Genomic DNA, 24,735 nt, shown 5'->3' on the forward strand with positions numbered 1-24,735 from the left:
TCATATCTAATACAATTATAACTTAATCATATCAGATTTAAAACAATCTTATTTTTAAGGAAAGTTAAAATTTTAGGTAATATGTGAAAAAGTTAAATGAAAATAAAAAATGAGACAAAGCTAATTAAGCCTCATCTCATTTATTTATTTTACGTTTAAATAAGAGATTAACTCTTCTTTAGTTACAGACTCATCAAAGATATGCTCACCAATCACAATCGTTGGTACAAACTTAATATTTGCTGCTTCAGCTTCTGTGATAACAGATGTCACGACTGCAGGTTCTTCCTTTTTAGCTAACTGTAAATTATCTTCTGCAAAAACTGCCACATCTTCTAAAGAAAGATTTCCCCATTGATCTTGAGTCTCATACATTTGTTTTAGATTCATCAATCCTTTTTCAGGTAAATCATAGTCAATATGATGATGCATCACATTCCCACGTTGTAGACTTTCTTTTTCTTTATCAAAAAGTTTGATGATTCGTTGTACTTTACCATCGTTGACATAGGTATTCAATAAGTCAAACGATTCTTCAAACCATTTTTTGCAGTATGGGCACCGAACATTCATAAATTCAACCATTTTTACAGGAGCGGTGTCTTTCCCAATAATTAGACCATTTTTAGTAGTAACTTTTGTAGCATCGATAATTGAAATATCCATTTTAATACCATCCTTTCATTGCTTCTATCCTAAGTGTAGCGTTTTTTGTCTCCAGTATAAATAAAAATGCCTAAAATTTTAGGCATTTTCTATTATTTACTTAAAGAGCTGCTGTTTTCCATTACTTCATCAATCAAACCATATTCTTTCGCTTGTTGAGCTGTCATAAAGTTGTCACGATCTGTGTCTCGTTCGATGACTTCAAGTGGTTGACCAGTGCGTTTTGCTAAAATTTTATTCAAACGATCGCGAGTGTCTAAAATATGTTTTGCTGCAATCTCGATTTCAGTTGCTTGACCTTGAGCACCACCAAGGGGTTGATGAATCATGATTTCCGCATTTGGTAATGCAAAACGTTTGCCTTTTGTACCAGCAGTTAATAAGAAACTTCCCATAGACGCTGCCATTCCAAGTACGATAGTTTGGACATCCGCTTTAACAAAATTCATGGTGTCAAAAATTGCTAATCCTGCAGAAACACTTCCACCTGGTGAATTGATATAAATATAGATGTCTTTTTCAGAGTCTTGTGCATCCAAAAATAACAATTGGGCAATCACTGAGTTAGCCACATTATCGTCGATTGGACCACTTAACATAATAATTCTATCTTTTAATAATCGTGAATAAATATCATAGGCTCTTTCTCCACGAGATGATTGTTCAATGACTGTTGGTATTAAATTCATAGTATATTCCTCCTATATAAAAAACTCTTCAAATCATTTTATCACAAAGCATATCTTAATGCTTAAAAAAAGTATACTTTATTGGTCAATAAAGGTCAACTTTAATGCCTAAATTGAGGATAAAAATCTTTATAAATGAATTTTTATAGTAGGAGAAATTTATTATATTTAAACTAGCTTGATCTTGTCTTGAGTTGAACAAAAAAAGCCCTAAGAATTCTTAAGGCTTTGACATAATGATTATGAAGTTACCACAATATTACCATTTTGATCTGCAGGTTTAAGTAAAGTAGCAATTGATGTGAAAAATGCAATAATACCTGGAATCGTTGTCCAACAAAATACTAGATACATGATACCTTTTCCAGTAAAACCAGAGTAGAACTTATGAACACCGATTCCGCCCAGGAAAAATGCTAATATAAAATAAATCCATTTGTTTACTACTTGACCATGTTGCACATAGCCCCCAACGGCTTGTGTATTGTTGTTTTCATTTACGATATTGATGTTGATTTTATCTTGTAGATTTTCTGATGTTTTTTCGACTTTATGGATAATTAACTCATCGCCATCTTCAAATACATCTACAATGTCACCAATCTCTGGTTTGAAATTAAACCATTCGTACAATGCTCTTGTTGTACTACCGTCCTCATTGGCAATAACAACATCTTCAAAATCTAATTTAACAACTTTTTTCCCCATTCAAACTTCCTCACTTCTGATGATACAATATAATTACCGTTATGTTATATCATCAAATAGAAGAGTAAGCTTTACCATCTAACATTTTATGAAAGTTATAATAACCAAAAGGCTATATTTTTTATTAGAGTCGAAAAATTTTTATCATATTTTTTTGTCCTTGTAAAAGAGTATGTTATACTAAAAAAACAAGAACGAAAAGAGTGAGGGAATCCAAATGGTTGTTTTTATTGCAGGTATAACAGGCGTTTTGATTGGTGCTGTTATTGTATCAGTTGGTGTAGCTTTACGTGTAAGCTATGAAGAACGCAAAGCTGTACGTTATCGAGAATTAGAGCATTTTGTCAAAGAAATAGAAAGTTTGAATTTATTAAATAAAAAGATCAATGAAATTTTGCAAAAAAGAGAGATTTATGTGGAGAAGTCCGTGAATTTTGTATCTATGGATGACTGTTATATTAGTATTGATGATTTTATCTACTTAGAGTCTTTTTCTGCGCAAAATAATTTTTATTTGCCCACATACTTAATAGAAGAATTCTTCAAAAAAATCACTCATAGAAAAGTTATCTTAACACCAGATGAAGTGATTTCAATGGGAGGAAGTACCTATAAAGGCGGACGAGTAATTTTAGAAAATTTTTCTGATGAGTTACTTGCGATTATAGAGGATAAAAAAAGACAGATGAAACGTCTAACGCACAAACCTTTATACTATTTCCAACAAAACTGAAAAACTACTGATATTCTATTTCATGAGTATCAGTAGTTTTTTATTATGGACTTTTCTAATTACTAGCTATAATTCCACCAATATGAACATTAAGTAATAAAAGATAAACTTATTTATTTAGAATTTTCTGAATCTTTTCGCCAAATTTTATTGACATTCTCATTTATTAGGTATATAGTTAACAAAAGCTTTTATTTATCACATGCTATTTTAATCTTTACAGATTTTTTATACGAGGAGACCATTGCCATGAAAAAGACAAACAACAATCACGTATTAGTCATTATTTTAATGTGTAGGACTTAGAACACTGAGAAATTTCGCAGATGTTTGAGTCCTGTTTGTCTTTGGTAGATGGGGTTCTTACTAAGACATCCCATTCTTTCGATGGGATGTTTTTTTTGTAGAAAGTATTATAAAGAGGTTAGCGGAATAAATAAGAACATGAACCAGAAGTTTAAAAACTAATTTCTTCTGAAGACAACCGAATTGGAGTGGATGAGACATGCGTAGTGATCAAATAAAAAAAGGAATTGAAGCTGCACCCGCCAGAAGTTTACTTTATGCGACTGGACAAGTGAAAAATGCCAAAGATATGGATAAACCCTTTATAGCGATTTGTAATTCATATATTGATATTGTTCCTGGGCATGTACATTTAAGAGAGTTAGCAGATGTGGCCAAAGAAGCGATTCGTGAAGCCGGAGGAATTCCATTTGAATTTAATACGATTGGTGTAGATGATGGGATTGCCATGGGGCATATTGGTATGCGTTACTCATTACCAAGTAGAGAAATCATTGCAGATGCTGCGGAGACTGTTATCAATGCACATTGGTTCGATGGTGTATTTTATATTCCAAACTGTGACAAAATCACTCCTGGGATGTTAATGGCAAGTGTGCGCACTAATGTCCCTGCAATCTTCTGTTCTGGTGGTCCAATGAAAGCTGGTGTCGATCCGAGAGGTCATACAACGACACTTTCTTCAATGTTTGAAGCAGTTGGAACATTTAAAGAAGGCAAGATGACTGAAGAAGAATTTAATTTCATGGAACAAAATGCCTGTCCGACTTGCGGCTCTTGTGCGGGCATGTTTACAGCGAATTCCATGAATTGCTTGATGGAAGTATTAGGGATGGCACTTCCTGGAAATGGTACGATTTTGGCTGTTTCAGATGAACGTAGAGAATTAGTAAGAAAGTCAGCTTTTCATTTGATGGATTTGGTAAAAAATCAAGTGAAGCCACGTGACATCATTACTAAAGAAGCGATTGATGATGCTTTTGCGTTAGACATGGCAATGGGAGGATCCACAAATACAGTGTTGCATACATTAGCAATCGCAAATGAAGCTGAGATCGACTATAACTTAGAAGAAGTAAATGCAATTGCTGAACGTGTTCCTTATCTTTCTAAAATTGCGCCATCATCAGCTTACTCAATGCATGATGTTCATGAGGCTGGTGGTGTTCCAGCAATCATGAAAGAGCTCGTTGATTTAGGAGATGCCATTCACCCAGATCGGATTACTGTTACTGGAAAAACGATTCGAGAAAATGTTCAAGATGCGGTAATCAAAAATGAAGAAGTTATTCATCCAAAAGAAAATCCATACAGTCCAGTTGGCGGATTATCAATCCTTTATGGAAATATTGCACCCAAAGGCAGCGTAATCAAAGTTGGCGGTGTTGATCCATCAATTAAGAAATTTGTAGGAAAAGCAATTTGTTTCAGTTCTCATGATGAAGCTGTTGCGGCGATTGATAATCATACCGTGAAAAAAGGTCATGTTGTAGTTATTCGCTATGAAGGACCAAAGGGTGGACCTGGTATGCCGGAAATGTTAGCACCAACATCTAGTATTGTTGGCCGGGGATTAGGAAAAGATGTTGCTTTAATTACCGATGGCCGTTTTTCAGGTGCTACTCGAGGAATCGCTGTAGGACATATTTCTCCAGAAGCTGCTGCTGGTGGTCCGATTGCGCTGATTGCAGATGGGGATGAAATTGAGATTGATTTAATAAATCGTACATTAGAATTAAATGTTTCAGATGAAGAATTAGCGAAAAGAAATGATCAACTGCCAAAATTTAAAGCGAAAGTAAAAACAGGATATTTAGCTCGTTATACGGCGTTGGTGACTTCAGCTCATACAGGAGGAATCATGCAGATTCCAGAAGATTTGCTAGACTAGAGGAGGGAAGCTCATGGCACAACAGAAAAAAATGAAAACTGGCTCAAAAATTTTGATTGATGCATTGCTAAAGCAAGAGGTAGAAATGATTTTTGGATATCCTGGAGGAGCAGTCCTTCCTTTATATGATGCATTGTATGATAAAGATATTCCTCATATTTTAACAAGACATGAACAAGGTGCTGTTCACGCGGCTGAAGGATATGCTAAAGCTACTGGAAAACCAGGCGTAGTAATTGTGACAAGCGGACCAGGTGCTACCAATGTAATCACTGGTATTGCTGATGCAATGAGCGATTCAATTCCAATGGTTATTTTCACTGGTCAAGTGCTTACAGCTGGCATTGGCAAAGATGCCTTTCAAGAAGCAGATGTGATTGGGCTAACAATGCCTATTACTAAAAATAATTACCAAGTTCGTGAAACGAAAGATTTGCCTAGAATCATTGAAGAAGCCTTTCATATTGCTACAACGGGTAGAAAAGGTCCTGTTGTGATTGACCTACCAAAAGATATAACAATCATGGAATCTGATGCAGATATTGAGGTGAAATTAAATTTACCAAGTTATCAGCCGACCGTGAAACCAAATAAACTGCAAGTAAAAAAACTAATGGAAACATTGACTACTGCAAAAAAACCATTGGTATTGGTCGGGGCTGGTGTTCTTCATGCTGATGCAGGGAAAGAATTAGTAGAGTTCATCAACAAATATCAATTACCAACATTAAGTTCATTATTAGGATTAGGGGCAGTTCCCACAGAAAATGAACTATTTCTAGGAATGGGTGGTATGCATGGCTCATTTGCAGCAAATATGGCATTAACAGATTGCGATTTTTTGATCAATATAGGTTCTCGCTTTGATGACCGTTTAGCTAGTGCGCCAAAAGAATTTGCACCTCACGCAATTATTGCTCATGTTGATATTGATCCAGCAGAAATAGGAAAAACAATCGTGACTCAAATCCCAATTGTTGCTGATGCCAAAGAAACATTAAAAGAGATGCTTAAAATCGATGTTGAATGTGCCGACTGCACTGAGTGGAAACAGTTGAACCTATCAAGAAAGAAACGACATCCATTCAAATATGACAAAGAACAAAAAACAGAAATCAAACCACAAAAGGTTATTGAATTTATTGGGGAACTGACTAATGGTGAAGCAATTGTAGCAACTGATGTGGGGCAACACCAGATGTGGGCGGCTCAATTTTATCCATTTAAAAATGAAAAACAGTTAGTGACGAGTGGCGGTTTAGGTACGATGGGATACGGAGTTCCAGCAGCGATTGGTGCAAAATTAGGTTGTCCAGACAAGGAAGTGGTACTTTTTGTTGGTGATGGTGGTTTCCAAATGACAAACCAAGAATTAGCAATTTTAAATGAATACAATATTCCAATCAAAATCGTGATTTTGAACAACCAATCATTAGGTATGGTGCGTCAATGGCAGGAAAGTTTTTTCAACAATCGTCGTTCTGAATCAGTTTTCACGTCTCAACCGGATTTTGTAAAGATGGCTGAAGCTTATCACATCAAAGGTGTTAGAATAGATGATCCTGAAACTGTTGAAGCTGAGTTGACAGAAGCGTTTAAAGAAACGGGTCCGATACTAATCGAAGTTATGGTTTCGCCAACGGAACATGTATTACCAATGATTCCAGCAGGCAAAGCAAATTATCAGATGCTGGGGGTGGACTAAAATGAGACGTATCATTACAGCAACAGTCAATAATAATTCCGGGGTGCTAAATCGCTTTAGTGGAGTACTTACTCGCAGACAAGTCAATATTGATAGTATTTCGGTAGGACCTACAGAGTTAGAAAATGTATCACGAATCACAATCGTTGTCCAAGTTGTCGATTTAAACGAAAGCGAACAAGTTATAAAACAATTAAATAAACAAATTGATGTAATCAAAGTTTCTGATATCACGGATGAACCTCATTTAGAAAGGGAATTGGCGCTGATAAAAGTTAATGCGCCAGCTGCTTCTCGAGCAGAACTTTTCTCAGTGATTGATCCATTTAGAGCCAATGTTATCGACGTTGGTACTCGATCCGTAGTTATTCAAGTCACAGGAACCAGTGAAAAAATCAGTGCATTCGTTGATGTCGTAACACCTTACGGCATCAAACAATTAGCTCGAACAGGTGTTACAGGATTCACGAGAGGCAACAACTAAAAAAAGGACTTAAAGCATAAGCTTATAAGCATAAAAAATTTGGAGGGTTTAACAATGGCAAAAGTATATTATGATAACTCAGTAGAAAACAACCAATTAGAAGGAAAAACAATCGCAATTATCGGTTACGGATCACAAGGTCATGCTCATGGACAAAACTTAAGAGATAACGGTAATCAAGTAATCATCGGGATTCGTGAAGGGAAATCAGCAGAAGCAGCCCGCAATGATGGGTTTGACGTACTAACAGTTGAAGAAGCATCTAAAAAAGCTGATATTGTTATGATCTTGGCTCCTGATGAAATTCAAGGAGATCTTTATGATAATGAAATTGCGCCAAACTTAGAAGCTGGTAATGCGCTGGCATTCGGTCATGGTTTCAATATTCACTTTGATGTAATTAAACCACCAAAAGATGTGGATGTTTTCCTAGTTGCTCCTAAAGGACCAGGCCACCTTGTTCGCCGTACATTCACAGAAGGGTTTGCGGTACCAGCATTGTTTGCGGTTTACCAAGATGCAACAGGGAAAGCTAGTGATGTTGCCTTATCTTATGCTAAAGGAATCGGTGCAACACGTGTTGGAGTATTAGAGACAACATTTAAAGAAGAAACTGAAACAGATTTATTTGGTGAACAAGCAGTATTGTGTGGAGGATTAACTAGCTTAATCGAAGCAGGATTTGAAACATTAACTGAAGCTGGTTACCAACCAGAATTGGCTTACTTTGAAGTATGTCACGAATTGAAATTAATCGTTGACCTTATTTATGAAGGAGGATTTGAGAAAATGCGTAATTCAATCTCAAATACTGCGGAATATGGAGATTACGTTTCAGGTCCTCGTGTGGTTACAGCCGAAACGAAAGCCAACATGAAAGAAGTTCTGACAGATATCCAAAATGGTAAATTTGCTAAAGGATTCATAGATGATAACAAAAATGGCTTCAAAGAATTCAATCAAATGCGTAAAGATAATGCTGGACACCCAATTGAAAAAGTTGGAGCAGAATTGCGTAAAATGATGCCTTTTGTTTCAAGAGAAGACTAAAATTAATTAATAGAGGCTAAGCGAATAACTAGAATTTTCTTAGTCATATAGATGGTGAGACAGAAGGAAGTTCTTCTGTCTTAGCTTCTTTTACTTGGATAAAAGGTGGGGAGAATTTGTTAAAACTAACGAAACAAAAAGTTGAAGAAGCCTATGATACGTTGAAAGATGTAGTAACTAAAACACCCTTGCAATATGATATGTATCTGTCACAAAAATATCAATGCAATGTTTATTTAAAAAGAGAAGACCTACAGAAAGTTCGCTCATTCAAATTAAGAGGAGCGTATTATGCAATTAAACAAACTCCTCAAGACAAGCTAAAGAATGGTGTTGTTTGTGCCAGTGCAGGAAACCATGCTCAAGGGGTAGCTTTTACTTGCCACGAGATGAAGGTTGCTGCTACTATTTTTATGCCAACAACAACACCTCAGCAAAAAATTTCTCAAGTAAAATTTTTTGGCGGGGATGAAGTAACTGTCAAATTAATTGGTGATACCTTTGATGCATCAGCAAAAGCTGCTAAAGAATATGCAACAACTAATAATCAAGCCTTTATTGATCCCTTTGATGATTTAAATATAATGGCTGGACAAGGAACGACAGCTGTTGAAATATTTCAAGAAGCAAAAGAGTCTGATTTTCAAGTAGATTATCTACTAGCGGCAATCGGTGGCGGTGGATTAGTCAGTGGTGTTTCAACTTATATGAAGAGTGTGAGTCCAACCACAGCGATTATTGGTATAGAACCACTTGGGGCTCAATCTATGCGTGCGGCTTTTAATGAAGGCAAACCAGTAATGTTGGATAGTGTTGAGAAATTTGTGGACGGAGCTGCAGTCAAACAAGTCGGAAATTTAACATACGATCATGCTCTTGAATACGTTGATGATCTTTTAGCTGTTGATGAAGGACAAGTCTGTTCAACAATTTTAGAGTTGTATACGAAGCAAGCAATTGTTGTAGAACCAGCTGGAGCGTTGAGTGTTTCGGCTTTAGAGTTGCTAAGAGAGGACATCAAAGGAAAAAATGTTGTTTGTATCATCAGTGGTGGAAATAATGATATCAATCGTATGGAAGAAATTGAAGAACGTTCATTGATTTTTGAAGGACTAAAACATTACTTTGTGATCAATTTTCCTCAGCGTCCTGGTGCACTCAGAGAATTTGTAACAGATATTTTAGGTCCCAATGATGATATTACTCGCTTTGAATATACAAAAAAAGTGAATCGAGGAACAGGACCAGTTGTTTTAGGTATTCTACTGAAAGATAAAGAAGAGTTACCGAACTTACTAGAAAAAATGGCTGCGTTTGACCCTCATTATATTGATCTCAGTGATAATCCATCATTATACGCATTACTTGTTTAATATATATAAAATAGCTGTTTCTAGATAAGTGGAAAATAAAACCTTATTTAGAACAGCTTATTTTAACTATATCATTAAGGAAAAAGCTATGTTATTCAATGTGTCTGTATATTGAAGAATAACCCATAAACATGTAAGATTATGCTTAAGACAAAACACTTTCTATTATTTTGAAAGTGTCTTTTTGACCTTAAAATATTGTCTATTACAGCAAGAATCGTAATTTTGAAAAGAATGAGTAGAAGACAAAAATAGGATAGTTATTCAGATAAATGAGAAGGATCTAAACTAATGTAATTTCAGAGACAAGAGTTGGGGATTTAGTTAGAAAAGATTTAAGCTACGAATAGCTAAACTTGAACCTTTTAGCCATAAAAAGAGTGTTTCACAGAAACTAAGAAAAAGCTATCAAAAGATGCTTTAAAAATATCTAAAATTTACTTAAAAAATAGAAAACTAGAGTTAGAGTTCTTGCCATTTTTTAAGAAAGAACGTATATTTAAGTTACTACATTAAATCAGTCCAAATAACTACGACTGTCAAAGTGCATGAGCCGGATAGAATTTTTTACACTTCAACCGACCACCTTTTTTTGGTCAAACACGACTTATTTTTTCTATCACCAGTCAATTTTAAAATCATGCTTTCTTTGTTAAAAATTACTCGAAATATAAAAAAAGAATACTAGTAAAGTTGGAATATAAATGAATAATAATAAAAGGTTAGAAAATCGCCGCTATATTACCGGATTTGATGGAATTCGGACAATAGCAGTTGTAGGCGTGATTCTGTATCACTTGTTCCCTAACATAATGCGTGGGGGCTATTTAGGCGTCCCTATTTTTTTTGCAGTTTCTGGATACTTAATTACTGATTTACTGAGGCAAGAATGGCTTCAGACTGAAACAATCGATATTAAAGGCTTTTACATTCGTCGTATGAAAAGGCTGTATCCTGGCTTAATTGCCATGCTGATTACCGCATCAGCATATATTGTATTCTTTCAAAAGGATCTATTGAACAACCTACGAAGCGTGGTGGCTAGTAGCGTATTTTACTATAATAATTGGTGGCAGATTTTTAGAGGATTTTCTTATTTTGATCGATTTACAACTCAATCACCATTTACTCATATTTGGTCATTGGCTGTTGAAGCACAGAATTATTTAATTTGGCCGTTATTATTTATTTTGTTGAAAAGATATATCAAACACAGTGGTAAAATTTTTGGTTTGATAATGGCAGCAGTTGTTGCTTCCGGTATTTTGATGGCTGTTTTGTATACACCGGGAGCTGATCCAACGAGAGTTTATTACGGGACAGATACGCGGCTATTTTCCATATTGATGGGCAGTGGGTTGGCATTTGTTTGGCCAAGTGATCGTTTGAAAGAAGAAATTCCGATAAAAGCAAAAACTTTATTAAATAGTGTTGGAGTTGCTTCTTTATCTGTTTTATTGATTTCCTTCTTATTCTTAGCAGATCATTTTGCTTTTGTATATTACGGAGGTATGTTTATTGTCAGTATTTTTGCGGCACTTTTAGTCGCTGTCACTGCGCATCCAGGTGCTGATATAAATCGTTGGCTGACTAATCCAGTATTTACTTGGATAGGGAAGAGAAGTTATGGCATTTATTTATATCAATTTCCTGTTATGATTTTCTATGAAGCAAAAATCAAAAATTTAAGTGATCATGTTTTTTTACATTCACTAATTGAAATTGCTTTAATTCTGGGAATCAGTGAGCTTTCGTATCGATTTATTGAAAAACCTTTGGGTAAGTTTTACTATCAATATACCTGGTTTGCAATCAAAGACTTTTTCAAAAAACCTTGGGTGACGATCCCTAAAGTGACCGCTTTAGTCAGCGTTGTTTTATCTTGTTTTGCCTTTTTTGCCTTGGCTATTTCACCTTCAAATCAGGTCACAGCGGAACAAGAACAGCTGCAAAAAAATATTCAAGAGAATAAAAAGAAAGCTGATCAGCGGAAGGAAGCTGAAAAAGAAGGAAAGACATCAGACTCTAACAAACAGTCAAACCAAGTATCAGAAACAAACTTTGATTTGACCCCAGAAGAAAATAAGAAGGCACAAGAAATGGAAATCACCGCTTTTGGAGATTCAGTCATTTTGGATGCAGCTTCGGGTCTACAAGAGATTTTTCCGAAAATGATTGTGGATGGTGAAGTCGGTAGACAGCTGTATACTAGCGCACCAGTAATTGAAAAGTTAGACAAAGATAAACTATTAAAAGATAATATTTTAGTTGGTCTTGGAACAAATGGTTCCTTCACTGAAACGCAATTTGATGAATTTATGACAGCTATTGGATCTAAGCGTAAGGTTTTTTGGATCAACGTACGTGTTCCAACACGTAGATGGCAAAATGAAGTTAATGGAATGTTGGAATCGATGAAAAAGAAATATAAAAATTTAGTTGTTATTGATTGGTATAGCTATAGTAATGAACATGACGACTGGTTTTATGATGATCGGGTTCATCCGAATGTGGAAGGTCAAGTGAAGTATTCAAGTTTTATTGCGAAACAGATCATGAAATAATAAAGTAAAAGATTATTAAGTAAAAAAAAACGCTCTGATGAATTTCGATCATCAGAGCTTTTTTTTACTTAATATAAGTGCCAACTAGTTGATAAAATAAGTACAATTTAAGGTGCAAGCTCGATAAGCCACATAACTTCTGCAGTGTACACTTTATTTGCTAAAACACTACCTGGCGACATTTGTAATAAAAATTCTTGATCTTGGTTGTTACTAAAACTAAGTTCAATATCTCGTTGTTCTGAATTTTTTTTGAAGAGTTCTACAGTTTTATTTTCCTCTAAAGCAGTTAGATCTGTCCCATTTTTAAATACAATATCAGTCTGTGTTTTTTCTCCTGTCTCGGTTTGGAGAGGCTGATTTAATTTAGTCATTAAGCGCCAATTTTCTTGTGTAAAGCGACTATCACTTATAAGTAAATTAATTCCCTTATCTGTTGATATATACTGTGTTCTTGATTTAATTGTTGGCTCACCAAAACTAATTTTGGACGGAACTTTTTTAAAAGCCAATTCGCCAGAAGTAAGCTCTACATTGAATTTTTTAGTTAATTTCCCTAGACTAATGTTGATTTCGTAAATTCCAGGTTCTTTTCTCATATTTTCTGAATGTAAGATTATTTCGTCTTTCTTATTCATCCAGGTCGTACTATCCCAAGCGTTCGCTCCACTTTTTTCTAGGATGAAGGCTTTTTGATCGTCACTTTTTTCTGGAAAGTCGATTGCTAAAATAGAAAAATCATTTGCAGAAAGGATAGTTGTCCCATCTTCAACTAAGTTATCATCTATAACAAATACTGGGACAGTTACGATGATTGAATTTTGTGCTTGGTCACTAATGGTTATTATGGCTTCTGTATAGCCAATAGTTAATAGATTTGGTTCTTTCGTCATAATGATTGTCAAGTTTTCTTTTCCAGCGTTATCAGATACGTCTGTAATCAATTGATCAATTTTAGGTAAAGGACTCCCTAGTTTTATTCGTTGTTTTACAGGAGTTGCACTTGGTGGCTGAGTATCCTGTACTTCTTGGATATTTGATCTTTCACTAATATGACCGGACGCATCTGTGGCTGTCACATAGTATTGTTTATAAGGCGACAATGGTTCTGGGATAGCTAGGGTGTATTGATCGCCAAAGTCAGCCTTACCAGAAAGAATGAGAGTGTTGTTTGTTGCATCATATAGTTTGACTACAGCTTCTGTTTCAGCCTCGCCCGAGATTTTTGAACTTGTATCTTTAAGAGGCAATAAAATTGGTTTGAAAGGAGCAGTAACATCTTCAACTGTCTTAGTAAGTTGAGTTGATTTCCCATGAAGCATACTTACGATAGTAATTCGTTGTCCCCCTCTAAAATAACTTTTTTCAGGCAGAGAATAATGAAAATTACCTTGGTTGTCAGCACGAATTTGGTAAGTTAGTTTATCACCGCCTACTTCAGAGTATAGTTTACCTTTTGGTAGAAACTCGTGTCCTGAAAATGATAAAAACGAATTTGGATAAGTTTTTCCTTGTAGGGTATAGCTAGAAGTATTGTCTCGATCATCATTTAAGTTCTCGACTGTTAAGAACATGCTTACTTTATCTAAGAGTTTTTGCGCTTTAGCTATCTCAGCTAAAAGTTCTGACTTTATAGTTGGATCGAATAAGTCATTTACTCTTTGTTTGATTTCATTGATTTTTATTTGAGTAGTACTGAGTTTTATGGCAGTATGACTGTTATCTGTAAATAAAGCCTCTACTAGTTTTTTCGATGTATCAATTCCTTCTTCAAAATCAATCAATGAGACATTTTTCCAAGCAGCCGAATTCCAATTCAGACTACCATTCGAAAAAATAGTTAATTCAACAGTTGTCAAATTTGATTTTGCTTGAAAAATTACTCTATTTTGTCTAGTTTTTTCAGAGCCGTTCGAGACAGTATAGTCAATCCTATTATAAACAGAATCAACGAGAGAGTCTTTAATATAATTTGTTGTCGCACCATCAAAAATGTTAAAGCCATCACCCGTTTTTCTCTCACGATTGGGATCATTTAGAGAAACATAACTAGTAGTATGCACAGAAAATTGATAATAATGATTAGGAATCGTTTTAATTTCTTGGCGGATACCTAAATTTCTTGAAGCATTTTGTCCTTGGTTAATAGTGACTGAACTAGGATTTTGATAATCAAAATATGCTGGAAAGACTAGTCCAACATATCTGTATTCGGTTCTTGCATCTACTAGAAAGGGAATAGTAGGAATTTTTCGTCCACTATCCAAAGGGATCCACGATTTTTCTTTAAACAATGAGTATTTCATTAGTAATATGTCATCTGTCAAAGTTCTTGTTGGTGCTGCTTTATTATTATCTTTCGCTTTTATTGAACTTGAGTCATTAAAAATGATGAAAATTCCAATTAATAATAATAAGCTTATTAAAAATGTTTTTTTCATTAGATCTCCTTACTTTCCAAGTGATAAAAACACATGTTTATGTAAAGAATAACAGGTTATTTGTTTTTAAAAAAATCTAAATCTGACCATTTATTTGTTCACTTATAGATAATTAGAAGCATGGCTGCAAGAAAATAGTTGATTTAGTGTAAATTTTTTGAAAAATTTGGAGTCTAAGAAAGTAGTCAGAAAAATTCTGATTATTCTCTTAGACTCCACTTGATTGGGGAATAGACAAAATGAGGATTGTCATTTGTTGTAATAATTATTTCTTATGAACTTCTTCTGGTTTTAGCTGATAAATTTTAGAAGGACGACCAATGCCCACCGGACGTTCGCCGATTTCTTCAAAATGATGAAGCATTGCTTTCTTAAAGTTGGAGTGATCGATTGTCCTATAATCAATACCAGAAAATTTAGCAAATACTTTACGAGCTTCTGTGATTGTGAAGTCTTTTCCTAAAACCTGTAGAACTTGAGGATCATGTTCCATTTTGTTAGACACACGATTAAAAGCTTTTAAAATGATTTCACTATGATCAAAAGCGAGGGTATCTTTTCCGGTTGAAGTGCCAGTTTTTAAATCTAGAATGATTTCTACATCGTTATTGGTAAGAGAGAGGAGGCTATTTTGCCGTTCCATTGTAAACCAGCGAACTTCTTTTGCATCATCACCAGCGATTAAAGGTTCCTCACCTATGAAAGCTAGATAACTAATAGTGACCACCCATCCTCGGGGGTCTCGATCAGGCCTACTAAAGCTATGGAGTTGTTCGATATTGTCTTTTGAAATGATTACACCGGTTTCTTCCTTTGTTTCACGCAGTACGCTCTCACCTGTAGATTCATTTCTATTCACAAAACCACCAGGTAAAGCCCAGGAGTTTCTATAAGGGTGCCCTTTTCTTTTGATTAGTAGTATTTTTAATTGATCTTCTTCTTTGTTGTAACACATCAAAACAATATCTACAGTCAGAGAAGGTTTTTCATATTCGGGAAGTTCTTGTTGATGGTACCATTTCAAAAATGCAGTTTCATCGGCTTGTTGTTCATAATATTGTTTTTCTTCTTCCTTTGAATCAAAGTGTACCAAGTTGTTCATCTCCTCCAAATTAGATAAAAGTACTTTTTACTTTATTGTATCATTATCATCAGGAAAAACAACTAAAGACGTATTTAAAAAATCAAATAATTAATTAGATTAACTCAATGACCTAGTATTTAATGTTTACATCAACTTAACCAACAAGTTAACCTATTTTGTATTTTGGTTGACAATAAGAGACGGAACTAGTATTTTAAATATACATAAATTATTTATACTGGAGGAAAAGTATGAAAACGAAAGATATCACCAAAATTGCTATTATGATTAGCATCATTATTGTTTTAGGTTTTTTTCCGCCAATTCCAATTACGTTACTGCCTGTTCCTATCGTGATTCAAAATGCTGGATTTATGCTTAGCGGCTTACTTCTAGGGAAAAAAAATGGCACAATTGCAACTATACTTTTTTTATTACTTGTAGCTTTAGGTTTTCCGTTACTTGCCGGTGGTCGAGGTGGATTGATGGTGTTTTTCAGTATTACGGCAGGATATCTTGTAGCCTATCCATTTGCTACATTTCTGATAGGCTGGATGACTGAGAAGTTCAATCCCAATAACAAAAAAATTCTTTATTCATTCGGAATTACGTTTCTTTTTGGTGCCTTATTTATCGATTTTTTGGGTGCAGTAGGCGTGAGTATTCTTTCAGATGTATCATTACGAAAAAGCTTGATTGCAAGTTTAGTGTTTATTCCAGGAGACACGATTAAGGCATTTATTACAGCAACTTTAGCTAGAAGAATATCAAAATATTTGATGCAAAGGGGATGACAATATGAAAAAGATATTTGGTTTAACTATTGATGAGTTTGGTAGATGTATCCATTATGATTTGTTAGAAGATATTATTGCAAATAAATGTTACGACTGTAAAAAATATTACGCATGCTATCGTTGTCATAATCAACTGGAAAATCATGATTTCTTACCATGGTTAACATTTAATAACTCAAGAGATAAAGTTGTTCTTTGTGGAGCTTGCCATCATGAAATGACTTACATAGAATATATAGAGTTAAAGCAATGCCCAAGTTGCAATCATCCATTTAATTCGAACTGTATGAATCATGCGCACTATTACTTCAACTAGGAAAACATACTAATCTACAGCATGTATAAAAATCAGAGAGAAATCCTCTTTATAGTATAACTCTTCCGCATAAAAAATCATTGATACATAACTTTTTCATTTAATCCTTTTTTTTAAGTAAATTCTGAACTGAAACCCGCTAGATAAAAAGTTCAAAAAATATTACCATTAGATAGGGAAAGCATTTTATAAGTTAAATTAGGAGGAGTTATGAGGCGAATGAATAAAATAAAAGACAGGAAACAAAAACGATTGTTTTATGTATGTTTGTTATTGATTGTAGGAGGGAGTTATGCAGGTTTCAGCGGGGCACAAATAAAGGCAGAACAAAATAATATCAGTAAATCTGAAGTCAAGAGCGAAAAAAATGTGAAACCAATTGTTGATGAGGAATGGCAGCCGCTCATTAATTATGATTTTTCAAAAATTCGGCTTGGTGTGACTCAGTCTCTTGCATACACCTTTGGGGGGAAAAGGGATGCTCTCGAAAAGAATCCGATCGTTACTAATCTTGAAGACTATAAAACGGAGAGATTGGATACACTAACAGTTCCAACTTTTTATTACTTAGATGAGAGTAAAGATGAACCTGTTATATCTTCGGTTTATGATAATCTTAATGATCATACTAATTGGCTATATGGACGTCCATGGACCAGTCAAAATATTATTGTTATGAAGGATATTACGAGTGGTGGTTATGGTGCACGAATTGGTTTTAAAGAAACCGAGAAAATTAAGTCTTTGAAACAATATAAAAAAAATGGTAGTAAAGGTAGCACCTCATTAAAAAATGTTATTGAAATAGAAAATTCAGACCCTTTGTTTCCTTATCATTATTTAGTAACTCAAACAATGGAGTATTCTGAAAAGGACAATCTTGTGTGGGTTACCACTGAATATAAAAATTTGTCAGATGAGACGTTTACAGATGTTGCTTTTGCGACTTTTCTTGATACTTTTTTGGATGGTTCAGATGATGTTCCGATTCATTATCTTGGGAAGAAGCGTGGCTTATATATTGAACATGAAAATTATAGACTAGATTTTCGATTTGATGTAGAAAACGGCGCAGCGAATTGGAATGGTGGTGACTATTCTGAATTTCCGGATGCTTTTCCATCAGTCCATTCTACGGGGCTAGAGACAGAGGGAGAAGATACAGCATCAGAAGGAATGGTAGCAGCTGATAAAGTAGATACTTCAATGCAATTAAAATCACGACCAGTTACTTTAAAACCAGGTGAGTCTACTATAATGACTTATGGGGTTGCTGTTTCAGGAATGGATATAGTTCCGCAAATAACACTTGATAATAGCGATGGTGTATACTATGGTGGTAATTATAATGTCAGTGGAACATGGCAAGATATAGATAGTGAATATGGGGACATTTATGCAACAGTAAATGATAAAACACCGATTAAACTTAATGATAAAGGGTTGTTAAATAATCCCAAAAATGGTATACACGATTGGTCTTTGGATATACCGAAAGAACAATTGTCAGGAACAGAAGAAAATCAAATCGTCGTCTACATGGTAGACAGCGATAATAATCGCTCGAAAGAAAAAACATTTAACTTGAAGTATAATCGAAAACCAAATTTAGATTTAGTTGAAACGACAGGCCTTATTAGCGGTACTAGTCCCTTTAACGGAACACTTAAATGGAGTGATGAAGATACAGATGAGTTATCGATCTATTATTCTGTGGATGGTGGCACAAAGCAATTGTTAAGTAAGGTAACCAATACGAACAAAGGAATCGAACAATCGTTGTCATACGAAATTCCTAGTTCAGCTTTAAAAGGAACAAAAACAAATTACAAACTAGAATTTTGGATAGAAGATAATGATAAGGTCTCTGATATTAAAGAATTGAATTTAACTAAAAATAATCAGCCGATCATTCAAACTGATTTATCTGTTGAAAAAACTGAAATATTTGAGAGCGAAAGCAATTCATACACAGCGACCATCAAAAATACTGCCGAGGAACCTTCTGATTGGTCGGATGTTATCTATGAGACAGTTGCTTTTCCTGAAAATGTAGTTGTAGACAAAACAACAGTAAAATTGAATGGCGTACTGATTCCAGAAGAGAAGGTTATTTTTGAGGCTGATCGAAAATTAAAAATAACACTTGATAAAATAGCACCAAAAGAAGAAATGGTTCTAACATATACAGTCAAGTCATTGGAGGCTGAGCCACCGATAACTGGAATAGTTACTGTTGCGCAATCATACAGTGTAAAAGGAACATCAGTGAATGAACTAAGCGAAAAAATATCAAATGTAAAAACATTTAATATTAAACCACAAGAACCGGAAATTAATATTAAATTTTTATTAGAAAAAACAGATGAAGAATTACCACTTGAACCGATTAATAAAAAAGGAAAAATGCGAGAAAAAATAGATATTCCTTTAGAAAAGATTAATGGGTATGATTTTTCTAGAGTTGTTGTAGATGGTGTTGAACGTTCTTTAGTGGAAGACAAGTTAACCTTAGAATTTGGAAAAGATAAGGAAGTCATTTTTTATTACTTTGGTACCTTAAAAATCCAATCGTCGCCTGCTCTTTTTGATTTTGGTATACAAAAAGGAGAGGTCGATGGAATGAAATTGGATAAACCTGAGATAAGTGGTTCTCCTTTAGTGATTACAGATACTCGTTCAACAAAACAGAAATGGTCATTGAAAGCAAAAATTTCTGAACCGCTAAAAAGTCTTGAGAATGAGAACATAATCATGACGGATATCATCAAATATAGAAATTCAACTGAAGAAGTCACATTGACAGACGGAGATAACGTGATCTTTACTCCAGAAAATACAGATTTAGGTGAATATAATATTACAAAAGATTATTGGAGCAAAGGAGAAGGATTTTTGATGGACTTCCCGGCTGGATCTATAAAAGCGCTAGGAAAGTATAGTGCTCAAATTACTATCACATTGGAAGATGCGAAGTAAAATAATAAATTAGAATAGATTCAGATTCTTTATCAATTTATATTGATAAAGAATCTGAATTTTTTTATGTTGTTTTAAGTAGTGTTTCATTCAGAAACATCAACATATTTTTAATTTTTGTCCAAATCAGCAATTTAGTAGTTTTCTTAGTGGAATGAGTATGTCGAATATTGGTGCATTTATTGGATGGGGGATTTGGACAACATTATTTATCCCCGCAGGCTGGTTTCCAAATGAACAATTAAATGAAATAACAGGACTGACGATTACTTATTTGTTGCCGATTCTGATTGGTTTTACAGGTGGACAATTAGTTTATGATATTGGTGATGGGGTCGTTGAAGAGATGGTCGCAATAGGAGTGATTACTGGAGCAGATATTTCAATTTTTGGGCAATGATAGTTGGACCAGCAGATGCTTTATTGGAGAAAAAATTTCAATTTTCCCATCAAGAACATCAAGCGTATATTGATAAAATTATTGATTGCTATAAAAATCCGTACGTTTCAGATTATGTGACACGTGTTGGTCGGTCACCCATTAGCATTAGCAATCGCGATTACCGCTGCGATGAAATTTACAGAACCAACGGATGAAGAAGCTTGTGCATTACATGAGGCTATTAAAGAACAAGGTTTGGATCAAGCAATTGAAAAATATACGGGATTAAAACCTTATACAAAATTATTTGAGAAAATAAGAACTTCCTATTATGAATTAGTATAAGAAACGCCTTAATCAAGCTGATTTCCCTTGATTAAGGCGTTTTTAGCTATTTTATTGAGTCAGTTCTAATAATTTGCTCTTCAAATCTTCTTCCATATGTCCTAACTCTATTTCAGCAGCACGGCGTTTTTCTTTACCTTCTTGCTGAATTCGTAAAGTTTCTTGGATTGTTTCGACTAGATCATTTTGAGTTTTCTGTAAGGTATCAATATCAACGATGCCTCGCTCATTTTCTTTCGCAGTCTCGATTGCGGAGATTTTAAGCATTTCAGAATTTTTCTTTAATAGGTCATTTGTTGTTTCAGAAACTTGTCTCTGTGCTGTAACTGCATCTTTTTGACGTAATAAAGTTAAAGCAATCACAACTTGGTTTTTCCAAAGTGGAATTGCTGTATTGATTGATGCTTGAATCTTTTCAGCTAGAGCTTGATTTGTATTTTGAATCAAGCGAATTTGAGGGGCTTGTTGGATCGTAATTTGTCGTGCTAAACGTAAGTCATGCGTCCGTTTGTCCAAACGATCTAAAAATTGTGTATAATCATTAGCGATTTGAACATCCATCTGATCACCAGATTCCTCTGCTTTTTTCATGGCTTCAGGAATAATTGTTGTTTGCAATTCTTCGATCTTCAACTCACCGGCTGCAATATAAATATTTAATGCATCAAAGTAGTCTTTATTTTTATTATAAAGTTGATCTAGCATTAAATTATCTTTTAAAAGACCATTTTTTTCATGATCTAGCTTGATTGAAATCTTGTCGATTTGCGCACCGATTTTTTGATACTTTGCAGTTATTTCAAAGACAGATTGCTTCACTTTCCCCAACATTTTTGAGAAAAAATTTCCTTCTCCAGCTCTTAATTGATCAGGATTTGCCTCACTTAAGCGATACATCAAATCAGTTAATGAATCGCCAACTGGACCAATATCTTGTGATTGAACATGGTTTAGCATTGATTGAGAAAATTCGCTTAATTTCGTTTGTGCCGCAGAACCATAAGTGATAACGGCTTGTGAATCTTCTACATCAATTTTTGAAGCCAATTCTTTAGCTTGAGCTTGTCTTTCAGCAGGTAGCTTGTCAACTAGACGGGTCGCTACTTGTTGGTCTTGTAAAGCAGAAATTTCACTTTGTTGTGTCGTCGTTAATGAATCAACAGGCGTTGAAAATGGATTATTTAATAAATTATCCAGTGTATCATCCACTGGGGTTACATCTTTTTGATTATTTTCCATTGTATTTCCTCCTAAATTTGAAAACTTTGCAGATTTTTCAGCTCCGACAGAAAAATAGGAAAAACTGAGGGGGGTGATTTTAACCACAATCAGCTTTTATCTTTTTTTCTGGGGCGTTAATCTGTAAATCTAGATAATGCTCAATATCAGCTCTTAATTTTTTGATACATTACAACATAAAAGCAAGTATTACTGGTTCTCGTTACGTTCATTATCTCTTTTTAAACTATTTTTAGCAACGGATATCTCAACATCTAAATCTTCTAAATCATCAGCTACAAATTGTTCATAATCTTTTTTGATTAATTTAGAAACTTGGTCAATGATCTGAGCACTTTCTTCCAACTTCTCATATGTTTGTTTATTTTTGATCTCATGATCGTCGATTTCTAAATATTTTCCTGTCAAATCCACTAAATTGGGTAAATGGGTATAAAGAAAATGATTCGCTAAATGTAGTTTTTTAGGATCTTTGACTAATTCTTTAAAGAGCGCTTTTGACACTTTTAACGTATCGTTGCGTAAGTCGATTGCTCTTAATTTAGTAGAAGCATTCATATTTTCCTGTAACTGAAAGATTTGTTTTTTAGTGATATTCATCGTGTCCCTGAAAAAATCAATCTCCGTATCAGTCATCCCAATTGTTGTATAGTGTTCTTCTTTTGCTTTTGTAAGATTAGGCAATTGATCTTCTTTTTTAACCACTTGTTTTTTTGAACCTGTAAAAAGAAGAATTATCAAAATTAAAAGAATCACTACAACCGCTGCTATGTGCATGCCAGTAATAAAGCGTAGAATGAAACTAGCTAAAATTAAATAAGCAATTATTTGGATAAGTTTTACTTTTCTCATTTAAGTTCCCTCCAACCATCTTTTCCATAGAAAGTTATTATCTTTCGCTATATAAGCTATTTTATCATATTCTACTCTATAAAGAATATCAGTCCAAAGGTTGATTTTAATATTTAGAAAAAATGTAAGAAATGGGGATAGAAAATAGACTTTTTTACTACTTTAGATGTAGATTGAAGCCAATTGTTCACAAAAAAGTCCAAAAGAAATAGGAGAAAAAATGAGAAACGTGAGGTATAATGAAAGATAAAGATTAGGATAAAGGAGAAACAATGTGAAGAATTTTAAAATCATTACTATTTTGTTAGTGGGATTAACAATCACAGGTTGTTCTGGACGCAAAGTTACAGAAGTAGACGACGATATTTATATAGAAGAAACAAGTTCAAGTGTAGAGGAATCAAGCTCATATGGAGACGATGAAGCATTTTATGAGCCTAGGGATAAGTCTATGACCAGTAAAGATATCGATGAAAACAAGGTTGCAACTGAAGAAACAAAAGATAAATCAAGTGATGCTAAAGGAAAGATAGAAGTTATCAAAACCAAAAATGGTAACTTTAAAGTAGAATTAATGGATGGGTGGCAATCCGCTGAATCGAAAGAATTAAGCGATAATGCGGATGTTAGCCTAAAAAATGTTTTAAATAATGAATATTACATGGTTCTAAGCGAGGCTAAAAAAGATTTTGACAATTTTGATGGGTTTAAGAACTCTGTTGATTTATCTGATTTAGGGGAACGGGCGAATGAAAAGAAAGAACCAATAAAATATAATGGATTGAAAGGTGAACGCCGCACATTTACTGCAAGTAAAGATGGTGTGGAAGTTTATTATATCTATGATTTAATGGTGAGTAAAGATCATTACTTACAATGTATCAGTTGGACCTTAAGTAGTAAAAAAGACAATAATGAGGCTGATTTGATCAAAGTTATGAACTCTTTATCTGAGTTATAACTATACGTGAGTAACTAAGAAAAAAATGAATTTATTTAGGATTTAAAGGGAGAAGGAAGTCTAGGAATCTAGTCTTGCTCCTCTCTATTTTCTATTATGCCATGGTATGACTGCTCCAATGTTCATTTACTGGTATAATTAGATGATATGACGAGTATTAAAAGGTTTAATTAATCAAGAGAAAAATCGTAAAAATCCCTATATATAGCAAAGAAAAGATTCACAAAAAGAGGGATAAGTGATAAAATTTCAAAATTAAGGTATTATATCCATAGAAAGATTGGTGAACAGTATGATGAACTTTGAAGAGTTTGAGGAAAAGACAATTTCCAGAAAAGAGATTTTTAAAGGACAGATTATTGATGTTGTTGTGGATGAAGTTCGCTTGCCTAATGGTGAAACGAGCACACGTGAGTTAGTTTTTCATCCAGGAGCTGTTGCGGTTATTCCTATTACAGCAGACAATAAAATGATTATGGTTAAACAATTTAGAAAACCAATGGAAAAAGTCCTTTTGGAAATTCCTGCTGGAAAAATAGATCCTGGCGAACAGAATCATCCAAAAGAAACAGCACAAAGAGAATTAGAAGAAGAGACTGGCTATCGAGCTAATAAGTTTACCTTCGTAACGTCTATGTATGTTTCTCCTGGTTTCGCTAATGAGCTCCTTCATATTTATTATGCAGAAAAACTAGAGAAAGTTCTTAATCCACGTCCTAAAGACGACGATGAAATCATAGAGTTATATACTGTTACACTAGAAGAAGCAAAAGCAGAAATTGCTAGTGGATTAATTTGTGATGCAAAAACGATTTTTGCTGTGCAATATTGGGAATTACAGCAACTTAAAGAGCTGCTGAAGGGGGATAAACGATGAGTAAAGGTCCGCTGGTTACTCGGGCAGAATTGCGGAGACGAAAAGAAGAAGCTGATAAAGAAGCACAAAAGTTATTTGAGCAACAGCAAAAAGAAGCTGATAAAGAGTATCGTAAAAAAGAAAAAGAAATTTCAAATTTTTATCGAAAAGAACACAAAAAGCAAAAAGAAATTACAAAGAGTCGCTCAAATGAACAAACTAAAATTCGCGAACGCAGCAGTACGCTAACAAAAGCTATTATTGTTGTGGCAATTTTATTAGTTATTGTGATATTTATAGTATTGAATTTATAG

22 protein-coding genes are annotated in these 24,735 nt (G+C 34.3%); 15 read left to right on the top strand and 7 right to left on the bottom strand.

Translation table 11 applies throughout. From position 1 onward, the window contains the following. Window positions 1-144 precede the first annotated feature (144 nt). The 3 genes from AC4BB2_RS04175 to AC4BB2_RS04185 all read right to left on the bottom strand — a co-directional run bounded on the left by AC4BB2_RS04175 (window position 145) and on the right by AC4BB2_RS04185 (window position 2,063). Window positions 145-666: a DsbA family protein gene (locus tag AC4BB2_RS04175; RefSeq protein WP_490474182.1), complete on the bottom strand. Its 522-nt coding sequence runs from the start codon at window positions 664-666 to the stop codon at window positions 145-147. Between the two features lie 92 nt (window positions 667-758). Further along, window positions 759-1,355 (bottom strand): ATP-dependent Clp endopeptidase proteolytic subunit ClpP, encoded by a 597-nt coding sequence (gene clpP, locus AC4BB2_RS04180; RefSeq protein WP_490474183.1) that lies wholly within the window; start codon window positions 1,353-1,355, stop codon window positions 759-761. A gap of 240 nt (window positions 1,356-1,595) precedes the next feature. Continuing rightward, a complete protein-coding gene (locus tag AC4BB2_RS04185) occupies window positions 1,596-2,063 on the bottom strand; it encodes a TM2 domain-containing protein (RefSeq protein ID WP_490474184.1) in 468 nt (155 codons plus the stop codon). Window positions 2,064-2,280: 217 nt separating this feature from the next. Between AC4BB2_RS04185 and AC4BB2_RS04190 the strand changes: the two genes are divergently transcribed. From AC4BB2_RS04190 to AC4BB2_RS04220, 7 genes are all read left to right on the top strand, one after another. Then, window positions 2,281-2,796, top strand: coding sequence for a hypothetical protein (locus tag AC4BB2_RS04190; RefSeq protein WP_490474185.1), 516 nt, complete (start codon window positions 2,281-2,283; stop codon window positions 2,794-2,796). 505 nt (window positions 2,797-3,301) lie between these two features. Then, window positions 3,302-4,993 carry a dihydroxy-acid dehydratase gene (gene ilvD, locus AC4BB2_RS04195; RefSeq protein WP_490474186.1) on the top strand — a complete coding sequence of 564 codons (1,692 nt, stop codon included), beginning with the start codon at window positions 3,302-3,304 and terminating at the stop codon, window positions 4,991-4,993. Between the two features lie 13 nt (window positions 4,994-5,006). Beyond that, on the top strand, window positions 5,007-6,698 hold the full coding sequence (ilvB, locus tag AC4BB2_RS04200; RefSeq protein ID WP_490474187.1) for a biosynthetic-type acetolactate synthase large subunit: 1,692 nt from the start codon (window positions 5,007-5,009) through the stop codon (window positions 6,696-6,698). Window position 6,699: 1 nt separating this feature from the next. Continuing rightward, a complete protein-coding gene (gene ilvN / locus AC4BB2_RS04205; RefSeq protein WP_490474188.1) occupies window positions 6,700-7,182 on the top strand; it encodes an acetolactate synthase small subunit in 483 nt (160 codons plus the stop codon). Between the two features lie 54 nt (window positions 7,183-7,236). Then, the gene (gene ilvC, locus AC4BB2_RS04210) at window positions 7,237-8,232 is read left to right on the top strand and encodes a ketol-acid reductoisomerase (RefSeq protein WP_490474189.1); all 996 of its coding nucleotides are present in this window, start codon (window positions 7,237-7,239) and stop codon (window positions 8,230-8,232) included. A 116-nt stretch (window positions 8,233-8,348) separates the two neighbouring features. Continuing rightward, a complete protein-coding gene (ilvA, locus tag AC4BB2_RS04215; protein WP_490474190.1) occupies window positions 8,349-9,605 on the top strand; it encodes a threonine ammonia-lyase IlvA in 1,257 nt (418 codons plus the stop codon). Window positions 9,606-10,309: 704 nt separating this feature from the next. Next, entirely contained in the window at window positions 10,310-12,169 is a 1,860-nt protein-coding gene (locus AC4BB2_RS04220) for an acyltransferase family protein (protein ID WP_490474191.1), read from the top strand. A gap of 107 nt (window positions 12,170-12,276) precedes the next feature. Here the strand turns inward: AC4BB2_RS04220 and AC4BB2_RS04225 are convergent, their stop codons facing one another. Both AC4BB2_RS04225 and AC4BB2_RS04230 read right to left on the bottom strand, forming a co-directional pair. After that, a complete protein-coding gene (locus tag AC4BB2_RS04225) occupies window positions 12,277-14,610 on the bottom strand; it encodes a toxin Cry1Ac domain D-VI-related protein (protein ID WP_490474192.1) in 2,334 nt (777 codons plus the stop codon). A gap of 265 nt (window positions 14,611-14,875) precedes the next feature. Then, window positions 14,876-15,703 (bottom strand): NUDIX domain-containing protein, encoded by an 828-nt coding sequence (locus AC4BB2_RS04230; protein ID WP_490474664.1) that lies wholly within the window; start codon window positions 15,701-15,703, stop codon window positions 14,876-14,878. 242 nt (window positions 15,704-15,945) lie between these two features. On the opposite strand from AC4BB2_RS04230, the gene AC4BB2_RS04235 reads away from it, so the two are divergent. The 5 genes from AC4BB2_RS04235 to AC4BB2_RS04255 all read left to right on the top strand — a co-directional run bounded on the left by AC4BB2_RS04235 (window position 15,946) and on the right by AC4BB2_RS04255 (window position 20,513). Continuing rightward, entirely contained in the window at window positions 15,946-16,488 is a 543-nt protein-coding gene (locus tag AC4BB2_RS04235; RefSeq protein ID WP_490474193.1) for a biotin transporter BioY, read from the top strand. Between the two features lie 538 nt (window positions 16,489-17,026). Then, window positions 17,027-19,786, top strand: a complete 2,760-nt coding sequence (locus tag AC4BB2_RS04240; RefSeq protein WP_490474194.1) for a WxL domain-containing protein — start codon at window positions 17,027-17,029, stop codon at window positions 19,784-19,786. Window positions 19,787-19,946: 160 nt separating this feature from the next. Continuing rightward, window positions 19,947-20,186 carry a hypothetical protein gene (locus AC4BB2_RS04245; protein ID WP_490474195.1) on the top strand — a complete coding sequence of 80 codons (240 nt, stop codon included), beginning with the start codon at window positions 19,947-19,949 and terminating at the stop codon, window positions 20,184-20,186. Beyond that, a complete protein-coding gene (locus AC4BB2_RS04250; RefSeq protein ID WP_490474196.1) occupies window positions 20,183-20,383 on the top strand; it encodes a mannitol dehydrogenase family protein in 201 nt (66 codons plus the stop codon). The genes AC4BB2_RS04245 and AC4BB2_RS04250 overlap by 4 nt, the downstream gene beginning before the upstream one ends. Beyond that, window positions 20,313-20,513 (top strand): hypothetical protein, encoded by a 201-nt coding sequence (locus tag AC4BB2_RS04255; protein WP_490474708.1) that lies wholly within the window; start codon window positions 20,313-20,315, stop codon window positions 20,511-20,513. The genes AC4BB2_RS04250 and AC4BB2_RS04255 overlap by 71 nt, the downstream gene beginning before the upstream one ends. A 51-nt stretch (window positions 20,514-20,564) precedes the next feature. On the opposite strand, the gene AC4BB2_RS04260 is transcribed toward AC4BB2_RS04255, so the two are convergent. Then, entirely contained in the window at window positions 20,565-21,752 is a 1,188-nt protein-coding gene (locus AC4BB2_RS04260) for a toxic anion resistance protein (protein ID WP_490474197.1), read from the bottom strand. Between the two features lie 189 nt (window positions 21,753-21,941). Next, a complete protein-coding gene (locus AC4BB2_RS04265) occupies window positions 21,942-22,604 on the bottom strand; it encodes a 5-bromo-4-chloroindolyl phosphate hydrolysis family protein (RefSeq protein ID WP_490474198.1) in 663 nt (220 codons plus the stop codon). 274 nt (window positions 22,605-22,878) lie between these two features. Between AC4BB2_RS04265 and AC4BB2_RS04270 the strand changes: the two genes are divergently transcribed. From AC4BB2_RS04270 to macP, 3 genes are all read left to right on the top strand, one after another. Continuing rightward, entirely contained in the window at window positions 22,879-23,565 is a 687-nt protein-coding gene (locus tag AC4BB2_RS04270) for a hypothetical protein (RefSeq protein ID WP_490474199.1), read from the top strand. 292 nt (window positions 23,566-23,857) lie between these two features. After that, window positions 23,858-24,442, top strand: a complete 585-nt coding sequence (locus tag AC4BB2_RS04275; RefSeq protein ID WP_490474200.1) for an NUDIX hydrolase — start codon at window positions 23,858-23,860, stop codon at window positions 24,440-24,442. After that, entirely contained in the window at window positions 24,439-24,735 is a 297-nt protein-coding gene (macP, locus tag AC4BB2_RS04280; RefSeq protein WP_490474201.1) for a cell wall synthase accessory phosphoprotein MacP, read from the top strand. The genes AC4BB2_RS04275 and macP overlap by 4 nt, the downstream gene beginning before the upstream one ends.

It is taken from the genome of Enterococcus sp. AAFC-DPL-5146 (assembly GCF_058216635.1).